Origin of the sequence: Streptomyces sp. NBC_01635 (genome assembly GCF_045209715.1) — a bacterium.
Lineage (GTDB): Bacteria > Actinomycetota > Actinomycetes > Streptomycetales > Streptomycetaceae > Streptomyces > Streptomyces hirsutus.
This window is the reverse complement of sequence record NZ_CP109277.1, coordinates 7,815,740-7,836,968: the sequence shown is the minus strand read 5'-3', so window position 1 is coordinate 7,836,968 and position 21,229 is coordinate 7,815,740. Positions and strand designations below refer to the sequence as shown.

Here is a 21,229-nt window from a genome sequence, read left to right as displayed (position 1 = left end):
CACGCTGGACCCCTTCCTTCGTTCATCCTCAGCGGGTCAGCGCCCGGCAGCCATCCGTACGAAGCCGTCCCAGGCGTTGACACCGACCACAAGACGGGCCCCCGCAGGCTGCTTCGAGTCCCGGATGAGGACGGCTTCAGTAGTCGTGGCGACCTCAACGCACTGGCCGCCTTCAGCACCGCTGTAGCTGCTCCTGGACCAGGCGACTTCGACGCATTCCCCGCCCTCACCACTGCTGTAGCTGCTCTTGAACCACGCTGACTCAGGAACCGGCAACTCGCTCACACGGTGGGTCATTTCTCTCCCAAGAGTCTCTCGACGAAGGCCATCGACTCACGCGGAGTCAGGGCCTGAGCCCGCAGAATGCCGTACTGCTCCTCGGTGTCCCGCACCTCTGCGCGCTCGGTGTGGAGACGACTCGTTCGCTGCACCTCCACGTACGCCATCCTGCGCCCGTCCCGAGTCTCGATCAAGGTGAACGGCCCGGCCAGTCCGCAGTGTTCCGCCGCTTCAATGGGCATAACTTGGATCTCGACATTCCTCCGGTGCCCATGCAGGAGGATCTGTTCCAACTGGCCCTGCAGAACGGGCCACCCCCCGACTGGACGCCGCAACACCGCTTCCTCGATGACAAAGCTCAGCGTGGGAAGTGGTCTCCGCGAGAAGATCTCCTGCCTTGCCAACCTCGCTCCGACGCGTTGTTCCACGGTCGCGTCGTCGAGAAGCGGGCGGCGCATAGTGAAGACGGCTTTCGCGTAGTCCTCGGTCTGCAACAGACCTGGAATGGCAAGAGCGCCGTACACATGGAGGGTGACCGCATCTGCCTCAAGCCGCGCCATGTCCCGGAAGAACGATGGGTACTGAGCGCGCCCCACCTCCTCCTTCAGCGCCGTGAGCAACCCCCCAGCCCCCAACACCTCATCCGCCTTCTCGATGAACCCCGCCTGCGGAATCCGCCGCCCCTGCTCGATCGAGGCCACCGTCTCCGGCGAGTAGCCCATCCGCTTGCCGAACTCCGGCCGCTCCAGGCCCGCCCGAATCCGCAGCAGCTTCAACTGCCGTCCGAACGCGGTGACGACCCCCGCCCCCGGCTCGTCCCCGGGCCTCCGGTTCCCGCTCCCCTGCCCCTGGCCGCCCTGCACCGGTACCGGCACCGGCACTGCCGCCTGTCCCTGGCCCGTCTCTTCGTCCCGCACGCTCGTCATGTCCCGCGCCTCTCCCCGTGCCGTTTCCGGCCGTTCCGTACCGCTTCGTACACCGTCGTGTGCCGCCGCGTACGAAGGGTTCGCGTCGGCGCGTCACCACTGGTCACGCTAGGCCACGGCACGCCACTGTGAGTACATGACCGCAGCACGACCACCCCTGCCGGTGAACGGTTCACGCTGCGGCTGAACCGGAGCCGCGCCACGGGCCGGCAGCCGGCACCCGGAAGAACCCACGCCACCACGACCTTCCCGCCCACCAGGAGGCACCGATGTTCGCCCACTCCGACCGGCTCCCCACCGGAACGCCGCTGCCCGACGGCATCAGCACGCCCGCGCCGTGGGGGCTGCGCCGCATGGCGCCGTACCCCGCTCTCGCTCCCTCGTACGCCCGCGTCGAGCTGGACCCGGCCACCCAGACCGGCCGCTACTTCGACGCCGCCGGGCAGGTCATGGAGATGCCCGGCCACGGGACCAGCACGGGCACCAAACCCGCGACCAACACCGGCAATCCCTCCGACGGTTCGGGTCCCGGCGGTAGCGGTGGTGGCGACCAGGACTCCGGGAACGACACCGACCAGTGACCGACACGAGTCCGGTTCTGGTCGTCACCAACCTGGACGACCCCACGACCGACCTGGTGATCGACGAACTGCACGGCCGGGGCGTCCCGGTCGTGCGGTTCGACTCCGGGGACTTCCCCGCCACCCTGTCGATCGCGGCCACCCTCACGTCGCACGGGATCGAGGGCACGCTGACCACGCCCACGCGTACGGCGGACCTGTCCCGTGTCCGTTCCCTGTACTACCGCAGGCCCTCCGGGTTCGCCTTCCCTCACCTCGACGGCCAGACCGCGCGCTTCGCCCTCACGCAGGCCCGTTACGGCCTCGGCGGAGTCATGGCCTCGCTGCCCGGCTGCCGGTACGTCAACCACCCGCACCGCATCGGCGACGCCGAGTTCAAGCCGTCCGGGCTCGCCGCCGCGGCCGCGTGCGGATTCCGTCTGCCTCCCACGGCGATCACCTCTTGCCCGGTCGCCGCGCGCGCCTTCGTCAAGACCCACGGTCCGGCGATCTACAAGCCGCTGTCCACACCGCTGTACCGCGTCGACGGCGTCTCCTGCACGGTCGAGGTACGCGAGGTCACCGCCGACGAGATCGACGACGCGGTAACCGCCACCGCCCACCTCTTCCAGCGGCGGATCGACAAGACCGGTGACGTGCGCGTGACCGTCATCGGCGAGCAGGTGTTCTGCGTCCGCATCGACTCGGACCTGCTGGACTGGCGCACCGACTACGCACGACTCCGGTACAGCGTGGTCCAGCCACCGCCCGGCGTCTCCGAGTCCCTACGCGCCTACCTCGACCACTTCCGGCTCGTCTTCGGCGCTTTCGACTTCGCCATCGACCGCCAGGGGCGATGGTGGTTCCTGGAGTGCAATCCCTCTGGGCAATGGGCGTGGATGGAACCTGAGACCGGGCTGCCGATGGTGGCGGCGATGGCGGATCTCCTGGAGAGGAAGACGGCATGAACGACAAGGAGTTGAGGACCCGGCTCGTCGAGCGACTGACCGGCAGCGGCCATCTGCGGACCGGGCCCTGGCGGGAGGCCGTGTCCGCGGTCCCGCGCCACGAGTTCCTGCGCGGCGGCTTCTTCCGGGAGGTCGACGGCTCGACGCCCACCGCCTGGACCCCGGTCATGCCGGACGATCCGCGGTGGCCGGCGGCCTGCTACGACGACGTCTCCCTGGTGACGCAGGTCGCCGGAACCGTCGTGCCCGGGGACGTCCGCGGGGAGATCCTGCGCGCCCCCACCTCGTCCAGCACCCTGCCCGGCCTGGTCGTGCGCATGCTCGAGGACCTCCGGGTCGACGCCGGCCACCGCGTCCTGGAGATCGGCACGGGCACCGGTTACTCGACAGCCCTGATGTGTCATCGGCTCGGCGACGACGCGGTGACCTCCGTCGAGGTCGACGAGGACGTGTCCCTCCGCGCCCGCGCCGCGCTGGGGCACTGCGGGTTCGCCCCGGACCTGGTCGTCGGCGACGGCCTCGCCGGGTACAAGGACGGGGCTCCCTACGACCGGGTGATCGCCACCTGCGGGCTCCTCACCGTCCCCCGCGAGCTGATCGAGCAGACCCGCCCCGGCGGGACGATGCTCGTCACCCTCTGCGGCTGGCTGTACTCCTCCGAACTGGCCCGGCTCACGGTCCACGAGGACGGCACGGCGTCCGGCCGCTTCCTCGGTGGACAGATCTCCTTCATGCTCGCCAGGCCGCACCTGCCGCCGCCGCTGGGGCTGCTCCCCGACCTCGACGCGGGCGACGAGCGGCCGGCGGCCTTCGGCGCCGACGTGCTCGACGACTGGACCACCCGGTTCGTCGCCCAACTCGCCGCGCCGCGCGCTCAGTACGTCACCCTCACCCGCGAAGGCCGCGCGGAGCACCTGTTCCTCGACGTCAACACCGGCGCCTGGGCGGTGCTCCGGGAGCACGACGGCCGGTGGGCGGTCCGGCAGAACGGGCCGTCCCGCATCTGGGACGCCGTCGAGGCGCACCTCACCCGGTGGCGCGGCGCCGGGGCTCCGCCGTTGGAGGAGTTCGAGATCACCCTCACTTCCGAACAGCCGACGATCACCTGGCCGGGCCGCTGACCCGCGTCTCAGGCATGCGCTCCGCCTCACCGGCACCACGGGGCGGAGCGCTTCGCTCCGACGAGAACCCGAAGACCGATCACCCCATCACGCAGCCCCTGGATGACGGTTTCCACAACCCTGCCGGTATCAGCCGTGGTTCCCGGCCCGAGGAGGCTTGTTCCTTCAGCCAGGAGACAAACACCACTGAATGACATAAGTCAGACCAAAGTAGGATGGGGCGGGTCGCGTCCGTACGCGCGGAGTCGCTTTCCCCGACCGAAGCACGGAACCCTTCTTCATGAGCAGGACCACCGAGACAAAAGGCGCCCTGGAAACCCGCGGCATCGAACAGGTGCCCGATCGTGAGCGCACCGCCAGAACCCGCGAGCTGTTCCCCACCTGGGTCGGCGCCAACATCAGCGTGCTGCTGCTCACCATGGGCGCGAGCCTCGTCGTGGCGTATCACCTCAATCTCTGGCAGGCGCTCGTCGTCGCCGTCGTCGCCCCTGTCGTGTCGTACGGCCTGGTCGGGCTCATCGGCATCGCGGGCAAGCGCGGCGGGGCACCCGGGATGGCGCTGTCCCGGGCGGTCTTCGGGCAGCGCGGCAACCTGCTGCCCGGCTCGCTGATCTGGGTGGCCCGCTGGGGCTGGGAGACGATCAACGCGGTGGTCGGCGCCTACGCGATGCTCACCCTCCTGCACATCCTGTTCGGCCTGAAGGCGAACAGCGCGCTGGGCATGGTGATGCTCCTGGCGTTCGTCGTCGCGACCTTCGTGATCTCCGGGCTCGGCATCAACGCCGTGCAACGGTGCAACAAGTACGCGACCTACCTCTTCGGTCTGTTCTCGGTCCTGGTCCTCGCCCACCTGATCGTGGACACCGACTGGCCGAGGGTGTTCGCCCACCCCGCCGGATCGACGGCCGCGGTGATCACCGGTATCGGCATGATCGCGGCGGGCGGTGTCAGCTGGATCCCGTCGGCGCCGGACTTCACGCGCTACCTGCCGCGTACGGCCTCCGCCAGGGCGATCGTGGGCACCTCGATCGGCGGCGCCGGCATCGTCGTCCTGCCGATGGTGCTCATGGGCGCGGTGATGGCGGTCTCCGTGCCGGACCTCGCCTCGGCCGCCGACCCGGTCTCCTTCCTCGGGAAGATCCTGCCGACCTGGATCGCGGTGCCGTATCTGCTGATCGCGCTGATCGGCATGCTGCTGATCAACGCGATGTCGATGTACTCGGCCGGCTTCACCGCGCAGACGCTCGGCTTCCGGGTGCCGCGCCACTGGGCGGTGTCGGTCAACGCCGTGATCTCGCTGGTCTTCGGCAGTGTGCTGATGCTGGTGGCGACCGGCTTCATGGGTTCGTTCATCGCTTTCCTGTCGCTGCTCGCGGTCGCCTTCTCCGCCTGGGTCGGCGTCTTCGGCGCGGACATGCTGCGGCGTACGGAGTACGACGGTCGGGCCATGGCCGACACCACCCGCGCCAGCGCCTACTGGTACCGGGGCGGCTTCTCCCCCGCCGCGGTCACCGCTTGGGCGACCGGCCTCGCCGCGGGACTGATGTTCACCACGTCCGCCTGGTTCACCGGCCCGCTGGCCAGGAACAACGTCATCGGCGAGTACGGCCTCGGCTGGATCGCGACGATCCTGATCTCCGGCCTGCTGTACCTGGCGCTGCCCAAGCCGCCGGTGCCGCCTCGATCGGCGGCCGCCGCGGAGCCAGTCGAGCAGCCCGAGCCCCTGGGCGTCTGACGCATCTCGACCGCTCCCCCTCCACCGCGGGTGGAACTCCGTCAGCGAAAACGTCTGGCCCGCCCGGCCCCGGCCCTGATCCCCTGTTCCCATGAGTCTGCCGGCGGAAGTGTTCGTTCGGGAACCGGACGGCGACGTGCGGAGACTCGACGTGCCGGAGGACCTCCATCAGTCCGCCGGGTTCGAGTCCTGGCGTACGACAGTGTGGGGATCGATGTTGGTGCGCTCGCCGGGTGCCCGCTTCCTCCCCCGTGCCGGCCGACAGAAATCTGGAGGTCGAGGCGGACCAGGTGCCGGGCTTCCTGCGCGAGATCGCCCTGCGCGCCCCTCTCGATCCGATCGCCCTCGGCACCAGGCACCCGCGGACGGCCGAGGAGCACGGGGAGCAGATCCAGCTCCGGCGCGGGTCATCGAGGAAGCCGCTCTGCGAGCCCTGGGGATCGGCGGCGGTGTTCTCATCCGGTGACGTACGGGATGCGGTGGCGTACGGAAACCGCCGCCCTGCTCGGGCGGCGACCGAGCGGGGCGGCGGACGGGACGAGGGGAGGGGCGGCGGGGACCTGGGCCCCTCTCCGCGGGACTGTGCCAGGAGTTACCCCATCTCCTCCAGCGCCTTGCCCTTCGTCTCCTTGACGAACTTCAGGACGAACGGGATGGAGAGCGCCGCGAAGAACGTGTAGATCAGGTAGGTGCCGGAGAGGTTCCAGTCGGCCAGCGACGGGAAGCTCACGGTGATCATCCAGTTGGCGATCCACTGGGCGGAGGCGGCCACGCCCAGGGCGGCGGCGCGGATCTTGTTCGGGAACATCTCGCCGAGCAGCACCCAGACGACCACACCCCACGACAGGGCGAAGAAGAGGACGAAGAGGTGGGCGGCGACCAGGGCGACCAGGCCCTGGGTGGCCGGCAGCTTGCCGTCGACCAGCGGGTGTGAGAACGCCCAGGCCTCCAGGGCCAGGCCGATCACCATGCCGGAGGAGCCGATGAGCGCGAGCGGCCTGCGGCCGATGCGGTCCACGAAGATCATCGCGATCACGGTGCCGATGATGTTGATGATCGATGTCGTGAACGAGTAGAGGAACGAGGCCGTCGGGTTGATGCCGACCGACTGCCACAGCGTCGCGGAGTAGTAGAACGCGACGTTGATGCCGACGAACTGCTGGAATGCGGACAGGCCGATGCCGATCCAGACGATCCGCTTGAAGAGGAAGCTGCTGCCGAGCAGGTCCTTGAAGGTGGACTTGTGCTCGCGCTTCATGGCGTGCTCGATCTCGGCCACGCGGGCGTCGAGGTCGACGCCCTTGCCCTCGACCTCGGCGAGAATCCCGCGGGCGCGCTCGCGCTTGCCGACAGAGAGCAGGTAGCGCGGGGACTCGGGAATGACGAAGGAGAGCATCCCGTACAGCATGGCCGGGACGACCATCACGCCCAGCATGACCTGCCAGGCCTCCAGGCCCAGGAGTTCGCCGCGCTGGTCGCCGTCGGCGGCGTGGAGCAGACCCCAGTTGACCAGCTGGGAGGTGGCGATACCGACGACGATCGCGGCCTGCTGGAAGGAGCCGAGGCGGCCGCGGTAGGCGGGCGGGGAGACCTCGGCGATGTAGGCCGGGCCGATGACCGAAGCCATGCCGATGGCGAAGCCGCCGACGAAGCGCCAGAAGGCGAGGTCCCACAGGGCGAAGGGCAGGGCCGAGCCGATGGCGCTGACGGCGAACAGGGTCGCGGCGATCTGCATGCACCGGATGCGGCCGATGCGGTCGGCTATGCGGCCCGCGGTCGCGGCACCGATGGCGCAGCCGATCAGGGCGATGGCGATGACCTGGGCCAGCTCCGCGGATCCGATGCCATAGCGGCTCCGGATGGCCTGGACGACGCCGTTGATCACGGAGCTGTCGTAACCGAAGAGGAAACCGCCCATGGCGGCCGACGCCGCGATGAAGATGACGTGCCCGAGATGTTCGGGACGAGCCGTACCGGCTCCTGGCCCGGGGGCCTGCTCTGTGCTGGTCACGTGTGCTCCTCGGGCGCCCCGGCGACGCTGCCGGGGTGGGGTCAGCCCTTCCAGGTGAAACCTGAAGGCAAAAGCAACGCCGCAGAGGGCATGGCTTCAAATATCGAAGTCAACACCCTCACTGCTGCGAGATTTCACCGCCCGCCAAGCGGGCTTGAGTTCAAATACTGTGGTCAAGTATCGGACACGATCCGACTACCCCGAAGTCGCGGAGGCACACGGGGTTCGTGGCACAGGAGTTCCCAGGCAGTGGGGCCTCGGCCCGGGCCCGTGCTTCGGCTGGACGAGTCTTTCCGGATGCCTGCGGGCATGCAGCGAGGGCGCTCAAGATCCGCTTGTGACGACGAACTCGACCACTCTCGTGACCGGGCTGTACGTGAAGATCGACGATGACCGGGCCGGGATCGCCCGGCTGCCGGGCAGGCCACCGAGACCGAGTCACTCCGAGTTGCTGTGCCTGGCCGTCATGCAGGCCCTGCCCGGCTTTCACAGCGAGGCCCGCCGGCTGCGGCACGCACGCGCCCACTACTGCGGCAGGTTCCCGTACGTCCCGCAGGAAGCCGGCTGCAACAAGCACCTACGGGCCGCGATGCCGCAGGTCAAACGCCTGATCCGGGTCCTCGCCAAGGAGACCGGGACCTCCCCGCTCCCGAGGACGCCCTCCCGCAGCGGCTCCCCGGGGCAGGGATCGGTCTCCGGGAACAGGAAGGGGTCGTCCGCCACCATGATCACGGCCCAGGTGAGGGCACCGAGCGGCACCGTCCAGAACACCGAGGTCCGCACCCACAGCGGCAGCAGCGGATGCGCCGGCAGCCCGCGCAGCACGACCCAGCCGACCACGAGCCCGACGAAGACCGGGAGCAGCGTCATGACATCCTTGCGATCCTCCGGGCGCGGAGCTCGGTGGCGTAGCCCGCGCCGATGACGAGCAGGGCGGCGACCAGGGTGAGGGACGCGGTCGCCCAGTTCATCCACAGGTAGCTGGGATCACTGGAGTAGACGGTGCCGTCGTCGCGGACGCAGTCGAAACGGAGCGGCAGGTACGAGGACCGGTGGTGGGAGAGGCCCTGTCTCGTCTCCGCGTCGAAGCCGTCGCGGCAGGCCGGAGCCGGAATCGAGTCCGCGCCGTTGCCGAACGCGTGCTCCGACAGCAGGACGCCGGAGAGCCCCAGAGAGTAGACGGCCACGGCCGCCTACCCGGCCGCTCCCGTCGCGCGGCGCAGCAGATGCACCGCCCAGGGTTCGGGCCGACCGGGGAACGCCATCGCGACGACCCCCACCGCGGCGATGAGCGCGCCGAGGGCACAGACCGCGGAGAGACCTAAACCCACCAGCAGCACGCCCGCCACCCCCGTCCGAGCGGGGGCAGGGCTTGAGAGATGAGGGGGGCGGCACGCATGCGGCCACCTCATCAGCACCGCACCGAACCGTCTGTGGCGAAAGCCACTCCACCTGTCACAGTCATGTCACATCGGGCAGAGGCCTCTTGATGTGCGACATCCCGTGAGTTCCCGTGGCCCCTGCTGAGTTCCCGAGCCCCTGGCTCGGGGCTTCTCCCGTTCGCTGCTCGGCCGGCTGGTGACGTGACTCCGGAATTCCTGAAGTTTCCTCATCCGATCTGATCAATCTGCGGCCTGATCGAAGGCGAGGAAGCGCATGCTGTCGGCGCCGGCAGTGATGAGGGGACTCGGCAGAACTCTGGAGAACTTACGGAATGCCGCACTGAGGCGCTTGAGTCTCCAGCGGCTGGAGGGTCCAGGATCTCGCCCATGGACGACGAACACCCCGCCCTGCTCACCATCGGCCGGCTCGCGCACCGCACCGGACTTCCGGTGCGTACCCTGCGCTTCTGGTCGGACGAGGGAGCGGTGCCGCCCGTGGCCCGCTCCGCGAGCGGTTACCGGCTGTACGACGCCGGGTCCGTGGCCCGCGTCGAACTGGTCCGCACCCTGCGGGAGCTGGGCCTCGGGCTCGACGACGTGTGCCGGGTGCTGAGCGGTCGGACCACGGTCGCCGAGGTCGCCCACGCACACGTGGCCGCGCTCGACGCGCAGATCCGCTCGCTCAAGGTGAGCCGGGCCGTCCTGTCCACCGTGGCGACACGTGGTTCCACCGCTGAGGAGACAGCACTGATGAACAGGTTGGCGCGGCTTTCCGCCGCCGAACGCAAGCAGATCATCGACGAGTTCAAGGAGGAGGTGTTCGGCGGTCTCGACGTCGAGCCGCGCCTGCGCGACCGCATACTCACCTACCGCATCGAACTGCCCGACGATCCCGCACCTGAGCAGGTCGACGCCTGGATCGAACTGGCCGAACTGGTGCGGGACCCCGGCTTTCGCGCCCGGCTGCGCACATGGCTGGAGCTCAACACGCCCGTACCGGGGCAGGGCCGTCCCCCCGGGGCGTCCATCTGGTGGGCCAGGCAGATCGTGGAGATCGTCGCGGAGGTCAGAAAACGCGGGGTCGCCCCCGAGGCACCGGAGGCGGCCGAAGTGCTGTCCCCGCTGTTCGGCGACGCCGATCGGACCGCCGTGCTGCGCAGCCTGGAGGCCGGGATCGAGGCAGAGGCGGAGCGCTACCACAGGCTTGTCGCCCGCGTGCGCGGGCAGGACTCGGCGCCCGACGCGACCGAGGAGCTGGAGTGGCTGGCCCGGGCCCTGCGCGCCGCATCTCAGGCCTGACCGGCCGGCGGGCGGGCGGGCGGCGCCCCTGGAGCGCCTACGCGTCGACCGGCACCCTGTGCCCTGTCCCCTGCCCCGCAGTGGAATGCGGAACAGCCACCGCAGCAAAGCTGCCATCGGGTACCGCCCCGTACAACGTCCGCGCCCGCCCCGTACCAATCACCGGAAGCAGCGCGTCACCGCTGGTCACGTTGTGCCACGAAGCGCCACCGTACGTGCATGACCGCAACACAATCACCCCTCACGGCACATCAGTTCACGATGCGCTTCAGCTCCACCCCGCGTGGCGCCCGTCTCGCCAGACGGCTGTGCGGGCACCGCCTCGACGCCTGGGGCATCCCGTACGGCAGCGACGCGCACGACGTCGTCACGCTCGTCGCGGCCGAGCTGTGCGCCAACGCCGTACGGCACGGGCACGTGGCCGGCCGTGACTTCCACCTGCTGCTGACGGCCGACGCCGCGACCGGAACCGTCCGCATCGAGGTGAGCGACACCCGTGGGGAACGTCTGCCAGCGCCTCCGTCCTCGTCTCTGTCCTCGCCTCCGGCCGACGGCGAGGACGGGCGCGGGCTGCTGCTCGTCGCGGCGTTGGCCGACCGGTGGGGGTGCTGCCCGCGCCGTTCGGGCGGTCCCGGCAAGACGGTCTGGGCGCAGTGCATGGCGCCTGGCCTGATCTCACCGCCCCCGCTCCCGTAGGCCGCTGCCTCGCCTGCTCCCACTGGACTCTTCCGTCGCTTACCGGCCAAGATGCCCCTGGATCACATCGGGCGCTCGACGGGCGAGGACGAGGGGCGGGGCGGGACCACGTGCCGGACGACACACGACGGATCGCGGATCGGTACGACCTGCTCGAACCCCTCAGTCACGGCGGCATGGGCGACGTGTGGCGCGGTTTCGACGCCGTGCTGGACCGGCCCGTCGCCGTGAAGCTGGTACGGCCGCAGGCGGTGACGTCGCCGCAGTTGGCCGAGGAGTTCGAGAAGCGGTTCCGGCGGGAGGCGCGGGTCACCGCGCGGATCCAGCACCCGGGCGTGCCGCAGGTGTACGACGCGGTGCTGGACGAGTCGTACGACCAGCTGTTCCTGGTGATGGAGCTGGTCGACGGCGTCCCGCTGACCGCGTACGTGCACCCGGGCGAACTCCTGCCGGTCAGCTGGGCGGTGGCCGTGGCCGCGCAGGTCGCCACGGTGCTGTCGCACGCGCACGAGGTGCCCGTGGTGCACCGGGACCTCAAGCCGAGCAACATCCTGGTGGCCCGGGACGGCACGGTGAAGGTGCTGGACTTCGGCATCGCGGCCATCCTGCGCACCGACGTCACCAAGCTGACGGCGACGGGCAGCCCCATCGGCACGTACCAGTACATGGCGCCGGAGCAGGTGCGGGGCGCGCGGGTCACCCCGAGCACCGACCTGTACGCGCTCGGATGCGTGCTGCACGAGCTGCTGTGCGGGCGGCCGGTGTTCGCCGGGGACAGCGAGTTCCAGCTGATGACCCAGCACATCTCGGCCGCGCCGACACCGCTGCGGCAGCTGCGCGCGGAGGTGCCCGCGGAGCTGGGGGAACTCGTCCTGGACCTGCTCCGCAAGGCGCCCGAGGCGCGGCCGGTGGACGTGCAGGCCGTGTACGAGCGGCTGCGTCCGTTCCTGCCGTCACCCGCGGACGGTGCGGAGGACGCGCGGCTTCCTGGTGAGGCGGGTCCGGCCGGGGCACCCGACCCGACCGGGGTGTTCCGCCGCCCGTACGCGCCCCGCTCGCGTGCCGGATCCGTAGGCACGCGGGCCACCGCGGCCGACGGCGGGCCTGACGCGGTTCCGGCGCCGGTGCTGCCGCCCGCACAGCGCGAGGAGCTGCGGGAGCAGATCCGCGAGGTGTACGAACACTGCGCCGCGCTGTGGGACGAGGACCGCTTCTCGCAGGCCGCCGAGGTGGTCGGCGAGATGATCGAGACGGCGGCCCTGGTGCTGGGCTCGGAGAGCAAGGCGGTCCTCGCGTTGCGCAGGCGCCGGGCCTTCAGCCGTCAGCTGGCGGGTGATCACCGGGCCGCGCTGCCGGAGTTCGAGGCGCTGGCCGACGCGTACGCCCGGATCGCCGGCCCGCACCACGAGGCGACACTGGACTGCCGGGCGCAGGCGGCCCGCTGCAACGGCGAACTGGGCCGGGCGACCGAGGCACTGGCCGGGCTGCGGGGCGTACTGGACTCCGTACGGTCGATCGACGGCGACGTGAGCGAGAACGCCGTGGAGCTGCGCCGCGACATCGGCATGCTGCTGCTCGCGCAGGGGCGGGCGGCGGAGGCGTTCGACGTCCTGGACCCGCTGCACGAGGACCTGTGCCTGGTGTTCGGCCCGGACCACGACCTCACGGCCGAGGTCGCCGAGACACTGGCGGTGATCCGCCTGGACCTCGACGGCGACGCCTCCGGCTCACCCACGTGAGTCCCCTTTCCCGGCCCTCCTCCGCCCACAGCACGACGACTCCCCCGGCCCCTAGGATCGCTCCATGCCGCAGCTCGCCTTCGATGTCGGCTTCTTCGCCGAACTCCCCAAGCTCCAGCCGCCGGTCAGGAAGGGCGTGCTCGACGCCTGGGAGAAGTTCGACCGGCTCAGCCTCGACCAGCTCTTCAAGGATCCGGGGCTGAAGCTGGAGAGTCTGCAGAAGCCGCGGGACAAGCAGATCCGGACGATCCGCATCGACCTGTTCTGGCGCGGTGTCGTCCTCGCCCCGACGAGCGGGGACACCTTCGTCCTGCTGCGGGTCATGCAGCACGACAAGGCAATCGCCTGGGCCAGGAAGCAGAAGTCCACGATCAACACGGTGACCCGGGCCGTGGAGATCCGGGACGCGGCCACCCTGGACGAGATCACGCCGGCGTACGAGCGGGTCGCGCAGGCCTCGCCGAAGGCGCGGCTGTTCGAGAAGTTCTCCGACGGGGACCTGAGCGCGCTCGGCATCGACGCCGAGACGCTGCGGCAGGCCCGGTCGCTCGTCGACAAGGAGCAGCTGGAGGTCTTCGCGCCGCTGCTGCCGCAGGACCAGCGCGAGGTGCTCCAGTACCTCGCGGAGGGCTGCACGGTCGAGGAGGTGTGGCAGGACATCGTCGCGCCCGCCCTCCAGTCGGCGACACAGCCGGTCGACACGCAGGACTTCGAGACGGCCATCCGGCACAGCCGGGCGCGGATCGCTCTGGTCACGGCGTCGGAGGAGCTGCGGGACATCTTCGAGAAGCCCTTCGCGGCCTGGCGGGTCTTCCTGCACCCCTCCCAGCGCAAGGTGGCCTACCGCGCGTCCTACTCGGGGCCCGCCCAGGTGACGGGCGGACCTGGGACCGGCAAGACGGTCGTGGCGCTGCACCGGGTCAAGCACCTGCTCGGGCACCTGCGCAACGGGGACCGCATCCTGCTGACGACGTACACCAACGCGCTCGTCAACGCCCTCCGCGCGGGCCTGGAGTCCCTGGTGGAGGACCCGGAACTGCGGGCACGGGTCGACATCTCGACGGTGGACGGGTTCGCGAGCCGGGTCGTCGCCGAGGTGCCGGACGCGGTGGCACTGCGGCCGCTGATGAGCAACGAGGAGGTGAGTCGCTGGGGCAAGGCCGCCAAGGCGACGGGCTTCACCGGCAGCGCGCAGTTCCTCGCGCAGGAGTACCGGCACGTCGTCCTGGCCCAGGGCGTCGGCACCCTGGCCGAGTACGAGGCGGCGGACCGGCGGGGCCGCGGCAGCCGGCTGACGGCGGCCGAACGGCCACTGGTGTGGGAGACGGTGGAACGGTTCACGGCCGGTCTGGCCGAGGACGGGGCCCGCACCTGGCTGCAGACGTGCGCGGAGGCGGCGCGGCTGCTGGAGGCGAAGGAGCCGCGGTACCGGCATGTCGTAGTGGACGAGGCACAGGACCTGCATCCGGCGCAGTGGCGTCTGCTGCGCGCGGCCGTCCCGGCCCGGACGACCTGTTCGTCGCCGGGGACCCGCATCAGCGCATCTACGACTCGAAGGTGTCGTTGAAGTCGCTCGGCATCAAGGTGACCGGGCGGTCGGTGAAGCTGCGCAAGAACTACCGCAGTACACAGGAGATCCTGCGCTGGTCCACCGCGCTGCTCGTCGGCCGTCCGATCACGCAACTGGAGGACGACGGCCGCAACGAGACCCTGCTCGGGTACCGCTCCGCCCTGCACGGCGACGGGCCCGCCGTGCGGGGCGCGACGACCGAGGAAGCCGAACTGGACGCGCTCGTCGACCAGGTGCGGGCGTGGATGGACGCGGGTGTCGGCGCCGGGGAGATCGGGGTGAGTGCACGGTTCAACAAGACGTGCGGGAAGGCGGTGGCGCATCTGAAGGACGCCGGCATCCCCGCGGTGACGCTGCGCACCGCCACCGGCGAGTCCGCGACGGCCGAGGCGACGGCCGTGCGGGTCGGGACGATGCACTCATTCAAGGGGCTGGAGTTCCGCTGCGTCGCGGTCATCGGCGTCAACGACGAGGCGCTGCCGTTCCCGAAGGCGGTCACCCCGCCCGAGGTGGATCCCAAGCAGCACGAGACGGACATGATGTCCGAACGCTGCCTGCTCTTCGTCGCCTGCACGCGGGCCCGCGACAGCCTGTACGTGTCCTGGTCGGGCGACCCGAGTTCCTTCTTGGCGGATGCAGGTGTATCGAAGCAACGAGCTGTCTGAGCTGTTTCCGCCATGATGCGTCGGGCAGACTTTCCACCGCGCCGTCAGATTGAGGTTGGGCGCACACCGTGTGGCAGGAGGGCCGACCATGGGCGCTCGGGACCCGCAGTTCCCAGATGTGGAGCTCATCGAAAGCACGAGGACCCACGTTCGCTGGACGTTGCAGCAGTACTCCGCGCCCGTTTCGTTCCCCTGCAATCAGTGCCAACGAACGGTCACGGACAATGTTGTCGCCATCAAAACCACGAGCTCGGGCAGAAAACTCCCACACTGCACGGACTGTCATCGGCGGAAAGTCGTCACCACTCTCGACGCCCATGATCATCACACCGCCTCCGAAGCCGCTGCTCCAGAACTCGGCAGCGCTGGAAGCGAAGCAGCCGAGGATCCCGAACAAGAGGTTGTGATCCAGCAGGCCGACCCCGGCCGACCGCACGATGTGGTCGAAACGGAATCTGGTCTCCAGTGGACATTCGTGCTGCGCCAACATCACCTGGACCACGGGTACTGCCCACTGCCCGCACAGACGGTGCGCCGCATGCGGACGGTGAAAGTGGTGCACCTCGACTACGGCCGCGCCTTTCCCACCGTTCTGCCAGCCACTCTCGGGAAGAAGATCACAGGGGAACGTCTCCGGGGCATGCGATGGCCGCGGTCCCAAGTCATGCCGGGTCTACGCATCACGGCCGAGCTCGACCGGAGTCGGCTGCGTCTGTCACTCACCCCTCTGGAACGTCCTGTCCACGTCGCGAGAAGGCAGTTTCTTCACGATTACGACCCGCGGGTCATCGCCAGGGAGCTGCCAGCGATCACACAGCCGGACGGGAAGGGCGTCACTTCCTCGCTCGACCTTCTGGTCCAGGAGACCATCCGCAAGCTCGGCTATCTCGACGAGGAGGGCCGCGCGCTACTGCCGATGCGGAACCTGATCACCAACGTTCGCAGCCACCGCGGCCCGCAGGACTGGCCAGGCGAAGCCGTTCGTGCCGCGGTGAACGGACTCATCAGTCGTCAGCGTCTCAGGTGGGCCACAGGGAGCTGTGCTGCCGACGGCATCCTCAACTACCCGGCGCGTCCAGGTGAGAGAACAATTCGCCTCGTCTGTTACACGCCCTTCGTGCTTCCTGTGCGTAAGAAGGAGCAGCTGCGGGTCGTACATCTGCCGGGCGCCTCTTCCCAGCATGGAGTGGCCGGACATCTGATGAGAATCGAGCACCTGGGCAAGCAGGCCAGCGACGAAGCTCGTGCTGCGTACTCAGAGGCTCACCGGAAGGCAGGCCTCACCGGCAGCCACAAGCTGCCGAAGGGCCACACCTACGTGAGGCCCCACAAGCGTGGAGGCACATAACCGAGCCTGCCGATCGTGCCGCCTACCGAATGCTCTGCAAGAGCTGCCCCGTGGCGGTGACGGTCCAGAACGACCAGCCGTTGCGATTCGGATTGACGTGCGGGTTGAGGGCGTGGACCACCGCCACAGCCGCCCCGCTGGGGGTCTCGTACTCGCCGCGACCGGGGCCGGAGGGAATTGTCACAGTACGGGACGACGGGTCATAGAAGGCGGTGGTCCGCCGGCTCTCGTAGACCGCGTGGATTTCGACGCCCCGCTCGGTGCGGAGCTCCTGGATTGCCGCCCCGACCAGTGTGGGTGCGGCCGGTTCCTCTGCGATCACCTCCTCGTCGGCCGGTAGCTCATCCATTTCCCGGAGAGGCGACTGCCCGTTATAGGCGGGAAGGCCCAACAAGTCGTTGAGAACGTTGGCCACCAACCTTCTGCGAGCGGCTAGGAAGTCGGGGAAGCGGTCGAGGGATCGCAGCTCGACGTCGTCCGGGATCCATTGCTCACCCAGACGCTCTGCCGCGACCCCTGTCATGTACTCGGCAGGTAGCCTGGATGAGATCATTTTGTTCGTCTGCCCCGTGACGAATGCCAGGTTGGCGAGGCTGTTCCACTCTTCCTTCGCATACGTCCCCTGCACGCGGGCGCGCGGGAACACATGGTGAAACTCGATCTTGGCGCCACTGTTCATCGGCTGGTCGCTGATGGCGATGTTGGTCGCCCAGTCCCGCGCCCTGCTCCGCAGCGCAGCGATGTAGAGCAGCTTGAAGAACGGATGCGTGGAGTACTTCTGCTCCAGGTCCCTCGGGTGCAGAGCGCTGTCCAGAGACCGGGGGCCGGAGGCTCGACGAAGCAGTTCGGCAAACAGGACCTCTCCTTCGCGGGACTTGATGAGCCTGGCCTCCGCGTCGAGTTTGCCCTCCACCTGCAGGGAGTAGTGGCTGAACGCCATCGCTGTGTACACCCAGCGACGCAGCAGCTGGGCCTCCCCCGGCCGCAGCTTGCCGTCCCTGTGGTGCAACAGCAGGGCGGGCACGACCGTGACGTTCGGCGACGAGAGGATCTCGGACCGGGGGATGGAGCACTCGCCCTTGAGGAAGTCGATGGCGAAACGCAGAGCCCTCTCGGTGGCCTGCCATGCCTCCTTCAGCGCGATTTCGTCCACCACCGCCCCAATGAGCTTGATGTGATGCGCGCCGGTTCCCGCGAGGAGGCTCATGAGCCGCAGCACAGCTTCTCGGTTCAAAGCGAAGTTGCTGTCCTGCAGTTCCTGGTGGAATGAGTCCATGACGTCCAGGCCCTCAGACCAGCGAGCCGCGATGGCGCTGTACACGAGATCGCCCTTGGAGAGCCGTCGGCCCCCCTTGTTCAACCGGGCGAAGAGCTCGGCGACCTCCTCGTAGTCGTCGGACTCGTAGGTGATGACAGCGATCTGGTGCTGCCTGATGTTGTTCACCTTCTGCAGCCGCTGAATCCACGAGTCGAAACTCGGGTCGTCGATCGACATGCCGGCCTTGCGCAGAACCTGGTAGAATTGCACGTTTTCCTGCAGCAGCGTCGATACCGGGATCAGCAGCGGGTCCTTCCGCTGCACGGCGCTAGGGTTGACGAACTCCTCGGTACGCACGTCGAAGCGCAGGTCGATGAGGCGACCGTCGGCCTTCGACTCCGGTCGGTACACCCAGGCGAGGGAAGTCAGCCGCTGCTGTCCGTCCAGCAGATAGAGAGGCTGGTGCGCCGACTTGTCGGCCTGCACGACGGCAGCCGTCTTGAAGGGGACGGTCAGATTCGTCTTCCACAGAAGCAGCGCACCAACCGGGTAGCCCCGGTAGAGGGAGTCGAAGAAGTCGCGTACATCGGGCCTCATCCAGACGAAGTCGCGCTGAATGGAGGGAATGACGACCCTGCCGTGCAGCAGGTCCTCGACCTGAGAAATGATCTTTTGGTTTGCCAGCCCCATGCTGCCCCCAGCTTGCGAGTGATCTACTGCTGACACGATATCCACCGCCGAGCGCGAGCCGGCTCGACCTCGGCGGCCATGAGCTGGCCCATGGCCCCTCGCCTCTGGTCCAGATCCGGCCATGGCCCTTACATATCCGGCCAGACCTCCGTCGACTCGGTCGCTCAGGCACGACCCGCTCCCCTACGAGCACGAAGTCCGGTTTCCGCACCCGAAAGCCTCGAACGCCCAGGAGATGATCCACACCAGCTCGTGTTCCTCATGGACGGCACAGTCATGCATTCGAATCCGGGCCCCGTCAGCGGGCTCGTCACCAAGGGCGCGTATCCCCATGGCTGTTTGACGATGCACCCACCCGGCACGAAGTGGCGTAGCTCGGAGGAACTGGCCGTGTCCGCCCGCGAGGGCGCTGCGCGAGCGCCACTCGGCAGCCTACCCACCGCGCTGCCGCTGATCGCCTGATAGATCTCGCTCCGGACGCCGGGCGGGCTTGACGCTACGCCCCACGGAGCCTGCTCCAAGCCCTACGCAAAGCTTGCCGGGGTGAACCGCGCACGGTCCGAAACACCAGCCGGTGGCGTGTCGGCACGCCACCGTGGGCGCAGATCAAATCCCTTGGAAACCCGGTGCCCAAGTCAGCTGAATTCCGACTGCCTGGGTCAAGGTGTTCCACCTGTCGTCAGCCGGCTTCTTCTCCAGCACCAGGACCGGCCGTATCAACGGGCCGGTGCCGGAGCGCGCCCGAAGCTGATGGGCGTAGTCGAGTACCTGCCCCACACCCAGACGAATCTGCTGGTCCTGACTCGTACCGGTCAGGCTCTTCACCTCCGCCACAAAGATTTCCTTTTCGACCGCCCAACCCGCGTCGAACCTGGGGCTGTTCCTGGCAAAGGTGTGAGCCTTATGCCCACGGTGGGCCAGGTGCTGGATCAGCAGACCCACCGTTCGTTCGTGCGCCGCGGTTCCCTTGTCCAGGGAACTGAGGTCCACGTTCAACTCCTGGACGGTGGACAGACCGCGCCTCTGCACCTGAAGAGGAGCTCCGAGGATGTTATACGTGGGATGCGGAGGCACCACTGCGGGGGTGCCACCGCGCGAGGAAGCCCGTAGTTCCAGGCATCGTGCGGGAAAACCATGAATCAAGTTGCCGAAACCGTCCTCGTTCACGACGTGGACGTGACGGCCCAGCCCGCGCTCACGGTCGGCGGCGATCAGAGTGTCGCTGTAGTTGCGCCTGGTGTCGGACACCTGCTTGCTGCTGAGGTCTCCGTGGACTACCAGGCTGACTCCACCGGAGAAGTCGGTCTTTGCTGTCGCACCCCGCTGCTTGGCCCTTCGGCCACACTCCGCACGCACCAGCCACTCGCCATCCACGACGACCTTGCCGGTGAAGCAAAGTGTTTCCCCCTTGAGGCCGTGGACCCAACCGTCACATGCCTGACGCACCACTCGCACCTCCATGTTTCTTCCAGTCAAGTGTGTCGCTCATCGGCGGCTCGAGGACGGAAATCCGAGGATTACGACGTCTGCACGGCCCGTTCCCGCGCAATGCGTATGGCTCCGATGCGCCATCGACGAAGGGGAAACGCCCCCTCATCATGAGGTCGTGACCATCGAAGAAGACGTCGCCAAGCTCACGGCCCATGTGCAAACCACCCTGGGCAACGGCCCGTTCCGCGCCGCCGGCGGCTGGCATCACATGGGAGCGGTGATCTGTGACGCGGTCCTCCAGCAGGCCCGGCACTACAGACGATGGGTACGGCCGCGCATCGAGCAACTGCAGGAGAGCTGGCCCGAAGCGGACACGGTGAGCCGTTTCCGTGCGCGTGTGTCCGGAGGCGAGCTGAGTGCGGTCCTTCGGACAACCCACCAGAGGAAACTCGCCGCCATCGCCGCGATCGCTGACCTTGTCGCCGCGGATGGGGTGGAGACGCGCGATGAACTGAGGGTTTGGCTGAAGGAGGGCCCCCACCGCTCCGCGCTTCTCGCCGTGCACGGTGTCGGGCCCAAGACGGTCGACTATCTGGGCGCTCTGGTCGGGGGATCTCATGTGGCGGTGGACGTTCATCTACGCGCTTTCGCCCGGCAGGCCGGTGTGGAGACAACCACCTATCAGGGGCTTCGCCGGGTCTACGAAAGGACCGCCGACCTCCTAGGACACGATCGCGGAGGGCTGGAGCACGCGGTGTGGAACTACATGTCCAACGGCCCGAAATAGCTTCCTCGTGGTCATTGCCCAGGCCCGGAGCGGTTGGGCGGGCGGGACGCGCGGCTCATTGCACGCTGGTGCGGGCCTCGCCGTAGGGGACCTGCAGGCGGGCCCGTGCCAACGCCGCGGCGGCGAGGGCGGTGGGCGCGCCGCATAGAGGCTCCCCGCTGAAATCAGTGTGTTTCGCTGGGCGCCGCTCCGCGGATGGTATGGACGGACGGCACCCGGCCGACAGGCTGCGGCGCCAGTTCTCGAGCGGCGACCTCCACGAGGTACTCCGGTGCATCGCCCTCCAGCAAGGCGGTCGCGTAGGCGATCGTCTCGGCGGGGGACAGCACCGGCAGCCGCCGACGCAGGGCGTGCATGGCGTGAATGCGCCCACGAGTGGAGGCCACCGCGCGCACCTCGTCGTGCAGATCGTCCACGGCGGTCCGCTCGGCCAGCCCTCGGACACGGACGCGATAGTCGGCCTCCCACGCCCCGGTGACCCAGTCGACGACACCGACCTCATGGAGACTTCCGTCGATGCGGTCGACCAGGTACGGCCCGTTCCCGACCAGTATGAACTCCGGCTTTCCGGTGCGCACGAACTCCTCGGACGTCCAGTGGACGATCCACACCAGTTCGTGTTGCTCCACGGACTCCACCGTCGTGCGCCTCGGATGCAGGCCCGCCGACAGCTCCTCCTGAAAGGTGCGCTCGAGCTCTTCCTCGACCATCCGGACGGCGGCCTCTCGCTGAATCACTCGTACAGCATTCCTTACGGGGCGGGA

Annotated in this window: 18 protein-coding genes and 1 pseudogene; 10 read left to right on the top strand and 9 right to left on the bottom strand. The window is 68.6% G+C overall.

Annotated elements, in window-relative coordinates; translation table 11 throughout:
- Nucleotides 1-36: 36 nt before the first annotated feature.
- Entirely contained in the window at nucleotides 37-297 is a 261-nt protein-coding gene (locus OHB56_RS36235) for a DUF397 domain-containing protein (protein WP_406358058.1), read from the bottom strand.
- Nucleotides 294-1,205, bottom strand: coding sequence for a helix-turn-helix domain-containing protein (locus OHB56_RS36230; RefSeq protein WP_406358056.1), 912 nt, complete (start codon nucleotides 1,203-1,205; stop codon nucleotides 294-296). The genes OHB56_RS36235 and OHB56_RS36230 overlap by 4 nt, the downstream gene beginning before the upstream one ends.
- A 269-nt stretch (nucleotides 1,206-1,474) precedes the next feature.
- Between OHB56_RS36230 and tgmA the strand changes: the two genes are divergently transcribed.
- The 4 genes from tgmA (at nucleotide 1,475) to OHB56_RS36210 (ending at nucleotide 5,589) form a co-directional block, all read left to right on the top strand.
- Nucleotides 1,475-1,786 (top strand): putative ATP-grasp-modified RiPP, encoded by a 312-nt coding sequence (gene tgmA / locus OHB56_RS36225; RefSeq protein WP_406358054.1) that lies wholly within the window; start codon nucleotides 1,475-1,477, stop codon nucleotides 1,784-1,786.
- Nucleotides 1,783-2,733 (top strand): ATP-grasp ribosomal peptide maturase, encoded by a 951-nt coding sequence (tgmB, locus tag OHB56_RS36220; RefSeq protein WP_406358052.1) that lies wholly within the window; start codon nucleotides 1,783-1,785, stop codon nucleotides 2,731-2,733. The genes tgmA and tgmB overlap by 4 nt, the downstream gene beginning before the upstream one ends.
- The gene (gene tgmC / locus OHB56_RS36215) at nucleotides 2,730-3,854 is read left to right on the top strand and encodes an ATP-grasp peptide maturase system methyltransferase (protein WP_406358050.1); all 1,125 of its coding nucleotides are present in this window, start codon (nucleotides 2,730-2,732) and stop codon (nucleotides 3,852-3,854) included. Before tgmB ends, tgmC begins: the two co-directional genes overlap by 4 nt.
- 280 nt (nucleotides 3,855-4,134) lie before the next feature.
- Nucleotides 4,135-5,589 carry a cytosine permease gene (locus OHB56_RS36210; protein WP_406358048.1) on the top strand — a complete coding sequence of 485 codons (1,455 nt, stop codon included), beginning with the start codon at nucleotides 4,135-4,137 and terminating at the stop codon, nucleotides 5,587-5,589.
- Nucleotides 5,590-6,181: 592 nt separating this feature from the next.
- Here OHB56_RS36210 and OHB56_RS36205 read toward each other — a convergent pair.
- The 4 genes from OHB56_RS36205 to OHB56_RS36190 all read right to left on the bottom strand — a co-directional run bounded on the left by OHB56_RS36205 (nucleotide 6,182) and on the right by OHB56_RS36190 (nucleotide 8,940).
- On the bottom strand, nucleotides 6,182-7,600 hold the full coding sequence (locus tag OHB56_RS36205) for a sugar porter family MFS transporter (protein WP_406358046.1): 1,419 nt from the start codon (nucleotides 7,598-7,600) through the stop codon (nucleotides 6,182-6,184).
- A gap of 525 nt (nucleotides 7,601-8,125) precedes the next feature.
- Nucleotides 8,126-8,470, bottom strand: a complete 345-nt coding sequence (locus tag OHB56_RS36200; protein WP_406358044.1) for a hypothetical protein — start codon at nucleotides 8,468-8,470, stop codon at nucleotides 8,126-8,128.
- Nucleotides 8,467-8,787: a hypothetical protein gene (locus tag OHB56_RS36195; RefSeq protein WP_406358042.1), complete on the bottom strand. Its 321-nt coding sequence runs from the start codon at nucleotides 8,785-8,787 to the stop codon at nucleotides 8,467-8,469. Before OHB56_RS36195 ends, OHB56_RS36200 begins: the two co-directional genes overlap by 4 nt.
- A gap of 6 nt (nucleotides 8,788-8,793) precedes the next feature.
- Entirely contained in the window at nucleotides 8,794-8,940 is a 147-nt protein-coding gene (locus OHB56_RS36190; protein WP_406358040.1) for a hypothetical protein, read from the bottom strand.
- A 429-nt stretch (nucleotides 8,941-9,369) separates the two neighbouring features.
- On the opposite strand from OHB56_RS36190, the gene OHB56_RS36185 reads away from it, so the two are divergent.
- The 5 genes and pseudogenes from OHB56_RS36185 to OHB56_RS36165 all read left to right on the top strand — a co-directional run bounded on the left by OHB56_RS36185 (nucleotide 9,370) and on the right by OHB56_RS36165 (nucleotide 16,299).
- Nucleotides 9,370-10,281, top strand: coding sequence for a MerR family transcriptional regulator (locus OHB56_RS36185; RefSeq protein ID WP_406358038.1), 912 nt, complete (start codon nucleotides 9,370-9,372; stop codon nucleotides 10,279-10,281).
- A gap of 219 nt (nucleotides 10,282-10,500) precedes the next feature.
- Nucleotides 10,501-10,977, top strand: a complete 477-nt coding sequence (locus OHB56_RS36180) for an ATP-binding protein (RefSeq protein ID WP_406358036.1) — start codon at nucleotides 10,501-10,503, stop codon at nucleotides 10,975-10,977.
- 176 nt (nucleotides 10,978-11,153) lie between these two features.
- On the top strand, nucleotides 11,154-12,716 hold the full coding sequence (locus OHB56_RS36175; RefSeq protein ID WP_406359285.1) for a protein kinase domain-containing protein: 1,563 nt from the start codon (nucleotides 11,154-11,156) through the stop codon (nucleotides 12,714-12,716).
- A gap of 64 nt (nucleotides 12,717-12,780) precedes the next feature.
- Nucleotides 12,781-14,951 (top strand): annotated as a pseudogene (locus OHB56_RS36170) (UvrD-helicase domain-containing protein).
- An 88-nt stretch (nucleotides 14,952-15,039) separates the two neighbouring features.
- On the top strand, nucleotides 15,040-16,299 hold the full coding sequence (locus tag OHB56_RS36165; protein ID WP_406358034.1) for a hypothetical protein: 1,260 nt from the start codon (nucleotides 15,040-15,042) through the stop codon (nucleotides 16,297-16,299).
- A 22-nt stretch (nucleotides 16,300-16,321) separates the two neighbouring features.
- Here OHB56_RS36165 and OHB56_RS36160 read toward each other — a convergent pair whose 3' ends face one another.
- Together OHB56_RS36160 and OHB56_RS36155 are read right to left on the bottom strand one after the other, a co-directional pair.
- Entirely contained in the window at nucleotides 16,322-18,247 is a 1,926-nt protein-coding gene (locus OHB56_RS36160) for a DUF262 domain-containing protein (RefSeq protein ID WP_406358032.1), read from the bottom strand.
- A gap of 606 nt (nucleotides 18,248-18,853) precedes the next feature.
- Nucleotides 18,854-19,708 carry a hypothetical protein gene (locus OHB56_RS36155; protein WP_406358030.1) on the bottom strand — a complete coding sequence of 285 codons (855 nt, stop codon included), beginning with the start codon at nucleotides 19,706-19,708 and terminating at the stop codon, nucleotides 18,854-18,856.
- Between the two features lie 145 nt (nucleotides 19,709-19,853).
- Between OHB56_RS36155 and OHB56_RS36150 the strand changes: the two genes are divergently transcribed.
- On the top strand, nucleotides 19,854-20,465 hold the full coding sequence (locus tag OHB56_RS36150) for a hypothetical protein (RefSeq protein WP_406358028.1): 612 nt from the start codon (nucleotides 19,854-19,856) through the stop codon (nucleotides 20,463-20,465).
- 164 nt (nucleotides 20,466-20,629) lie between these two features.
- On the opposite strand, the gene OHB56_RS36145 is transcribed toward OHB56_RS36150, so the two are convergent.
- On the bottom strand, nucleotides 20,630-21,202 hold the full coding sequence (locus OHB56_RS36145; protein WP_406358026.1) for a YrhB domain-containing protein: 573 nt from the start codon (nucleotides 21,200-21,202) through the stop codon (nucleotides 20,630-20,632).
- Between the last annotated feature and the right edge of the window lie 27 nt (nucleotides 21,203-21,229).

Excerpts from the sequence above, each read along its gene's own strand:
- OHB56_RS36235 (WP_406358058.1), bottom strand. The coding sequence starts at position 297 with ATGACCCACCGTGTGAGCGAGTTGCCGGTTCCTGAGTCAGCGTGGTTC.
- OHB56_RS36230 (WP_406358056.1), bottom strand. The coding sequence starts at position 1,205 with ATGACGAGCGTGCGGGACGAAGAGACGGGCCAGGGACAGGCGGCAGTG.
- tgmA (WP_406358054.1), top strand. The coding sequence starts at position 1,475 with ATGTTCGCCCACTCCGACCGGCTCCCCACCGGAACGCCGCTGCCCGAC.
- tgmC (WP_406358050.1), top strand. The coding sequence starts at position 2,730 with ATGAACGACAAGGAGTTGAGGACCCGGCTCGTCGAGCGACTGACCGGC.
- OHB56_RS36210 (WP_406358048.1), top strand. The coding sequence starts at position 4,135 with ATGAGCAGGACCACCGAGACAAAAGGCGCCCTGGAAACCCGCGGCATC.
- OHB56_RS36200 (WP_406358044.1), bottom strand. The coding sequence starts at position 8,470 with ATGACGCTGCTCCCGGTCTTCGTCGGGCTCGTGGTCGGCTGGGTCGTG.
- OHB56_RS36185 (WP_406358038.1), top strand. The coding sequence starts at position 9,370 with ATGGACGACGAACACCCCGCCCTGCTCACCATCGGCCGGCTCGCGCAC.
- OHB56_RS36180 (WP_406358036.1), top strand. The coding sequence starts at position 10,501 with ATGACCGCAACACAATCACCCCTCACGGCACATCAGTTCACGATGCGC.
- OHB56_RS36175 (WP_406359285.1), top strand. The coding sequence starts at position 11,154 with ATGGGCGACGTGTGGCGCGGTTTCGACGCCGTGCTGGACCGGCCCGTC.
- OHB56_RS36165 (WP_406358034.1), top strand. The coding sequence starts at position 15,040 with ATGGGCGCTCGGGACCCGCAGTTCCCAGATGTGGAGCTCATCGAAAGC.
- OHB56_RS36160 (WP_406358032.1), bottom strand. The coding sequence starts at position 18,247 with ATGGGGCTGGCAAACCAAAAGATCATTTCTCAGGTCGAGGACCTGCTG.
- OHB56_RS36155 (WP_406358030.1), bottom strand. The coding sequence starts at position 19,708 with ATGGAGGTGCGAGTGGTGCGTCAGGCATGTGACGGTTGGGTCCACGGC.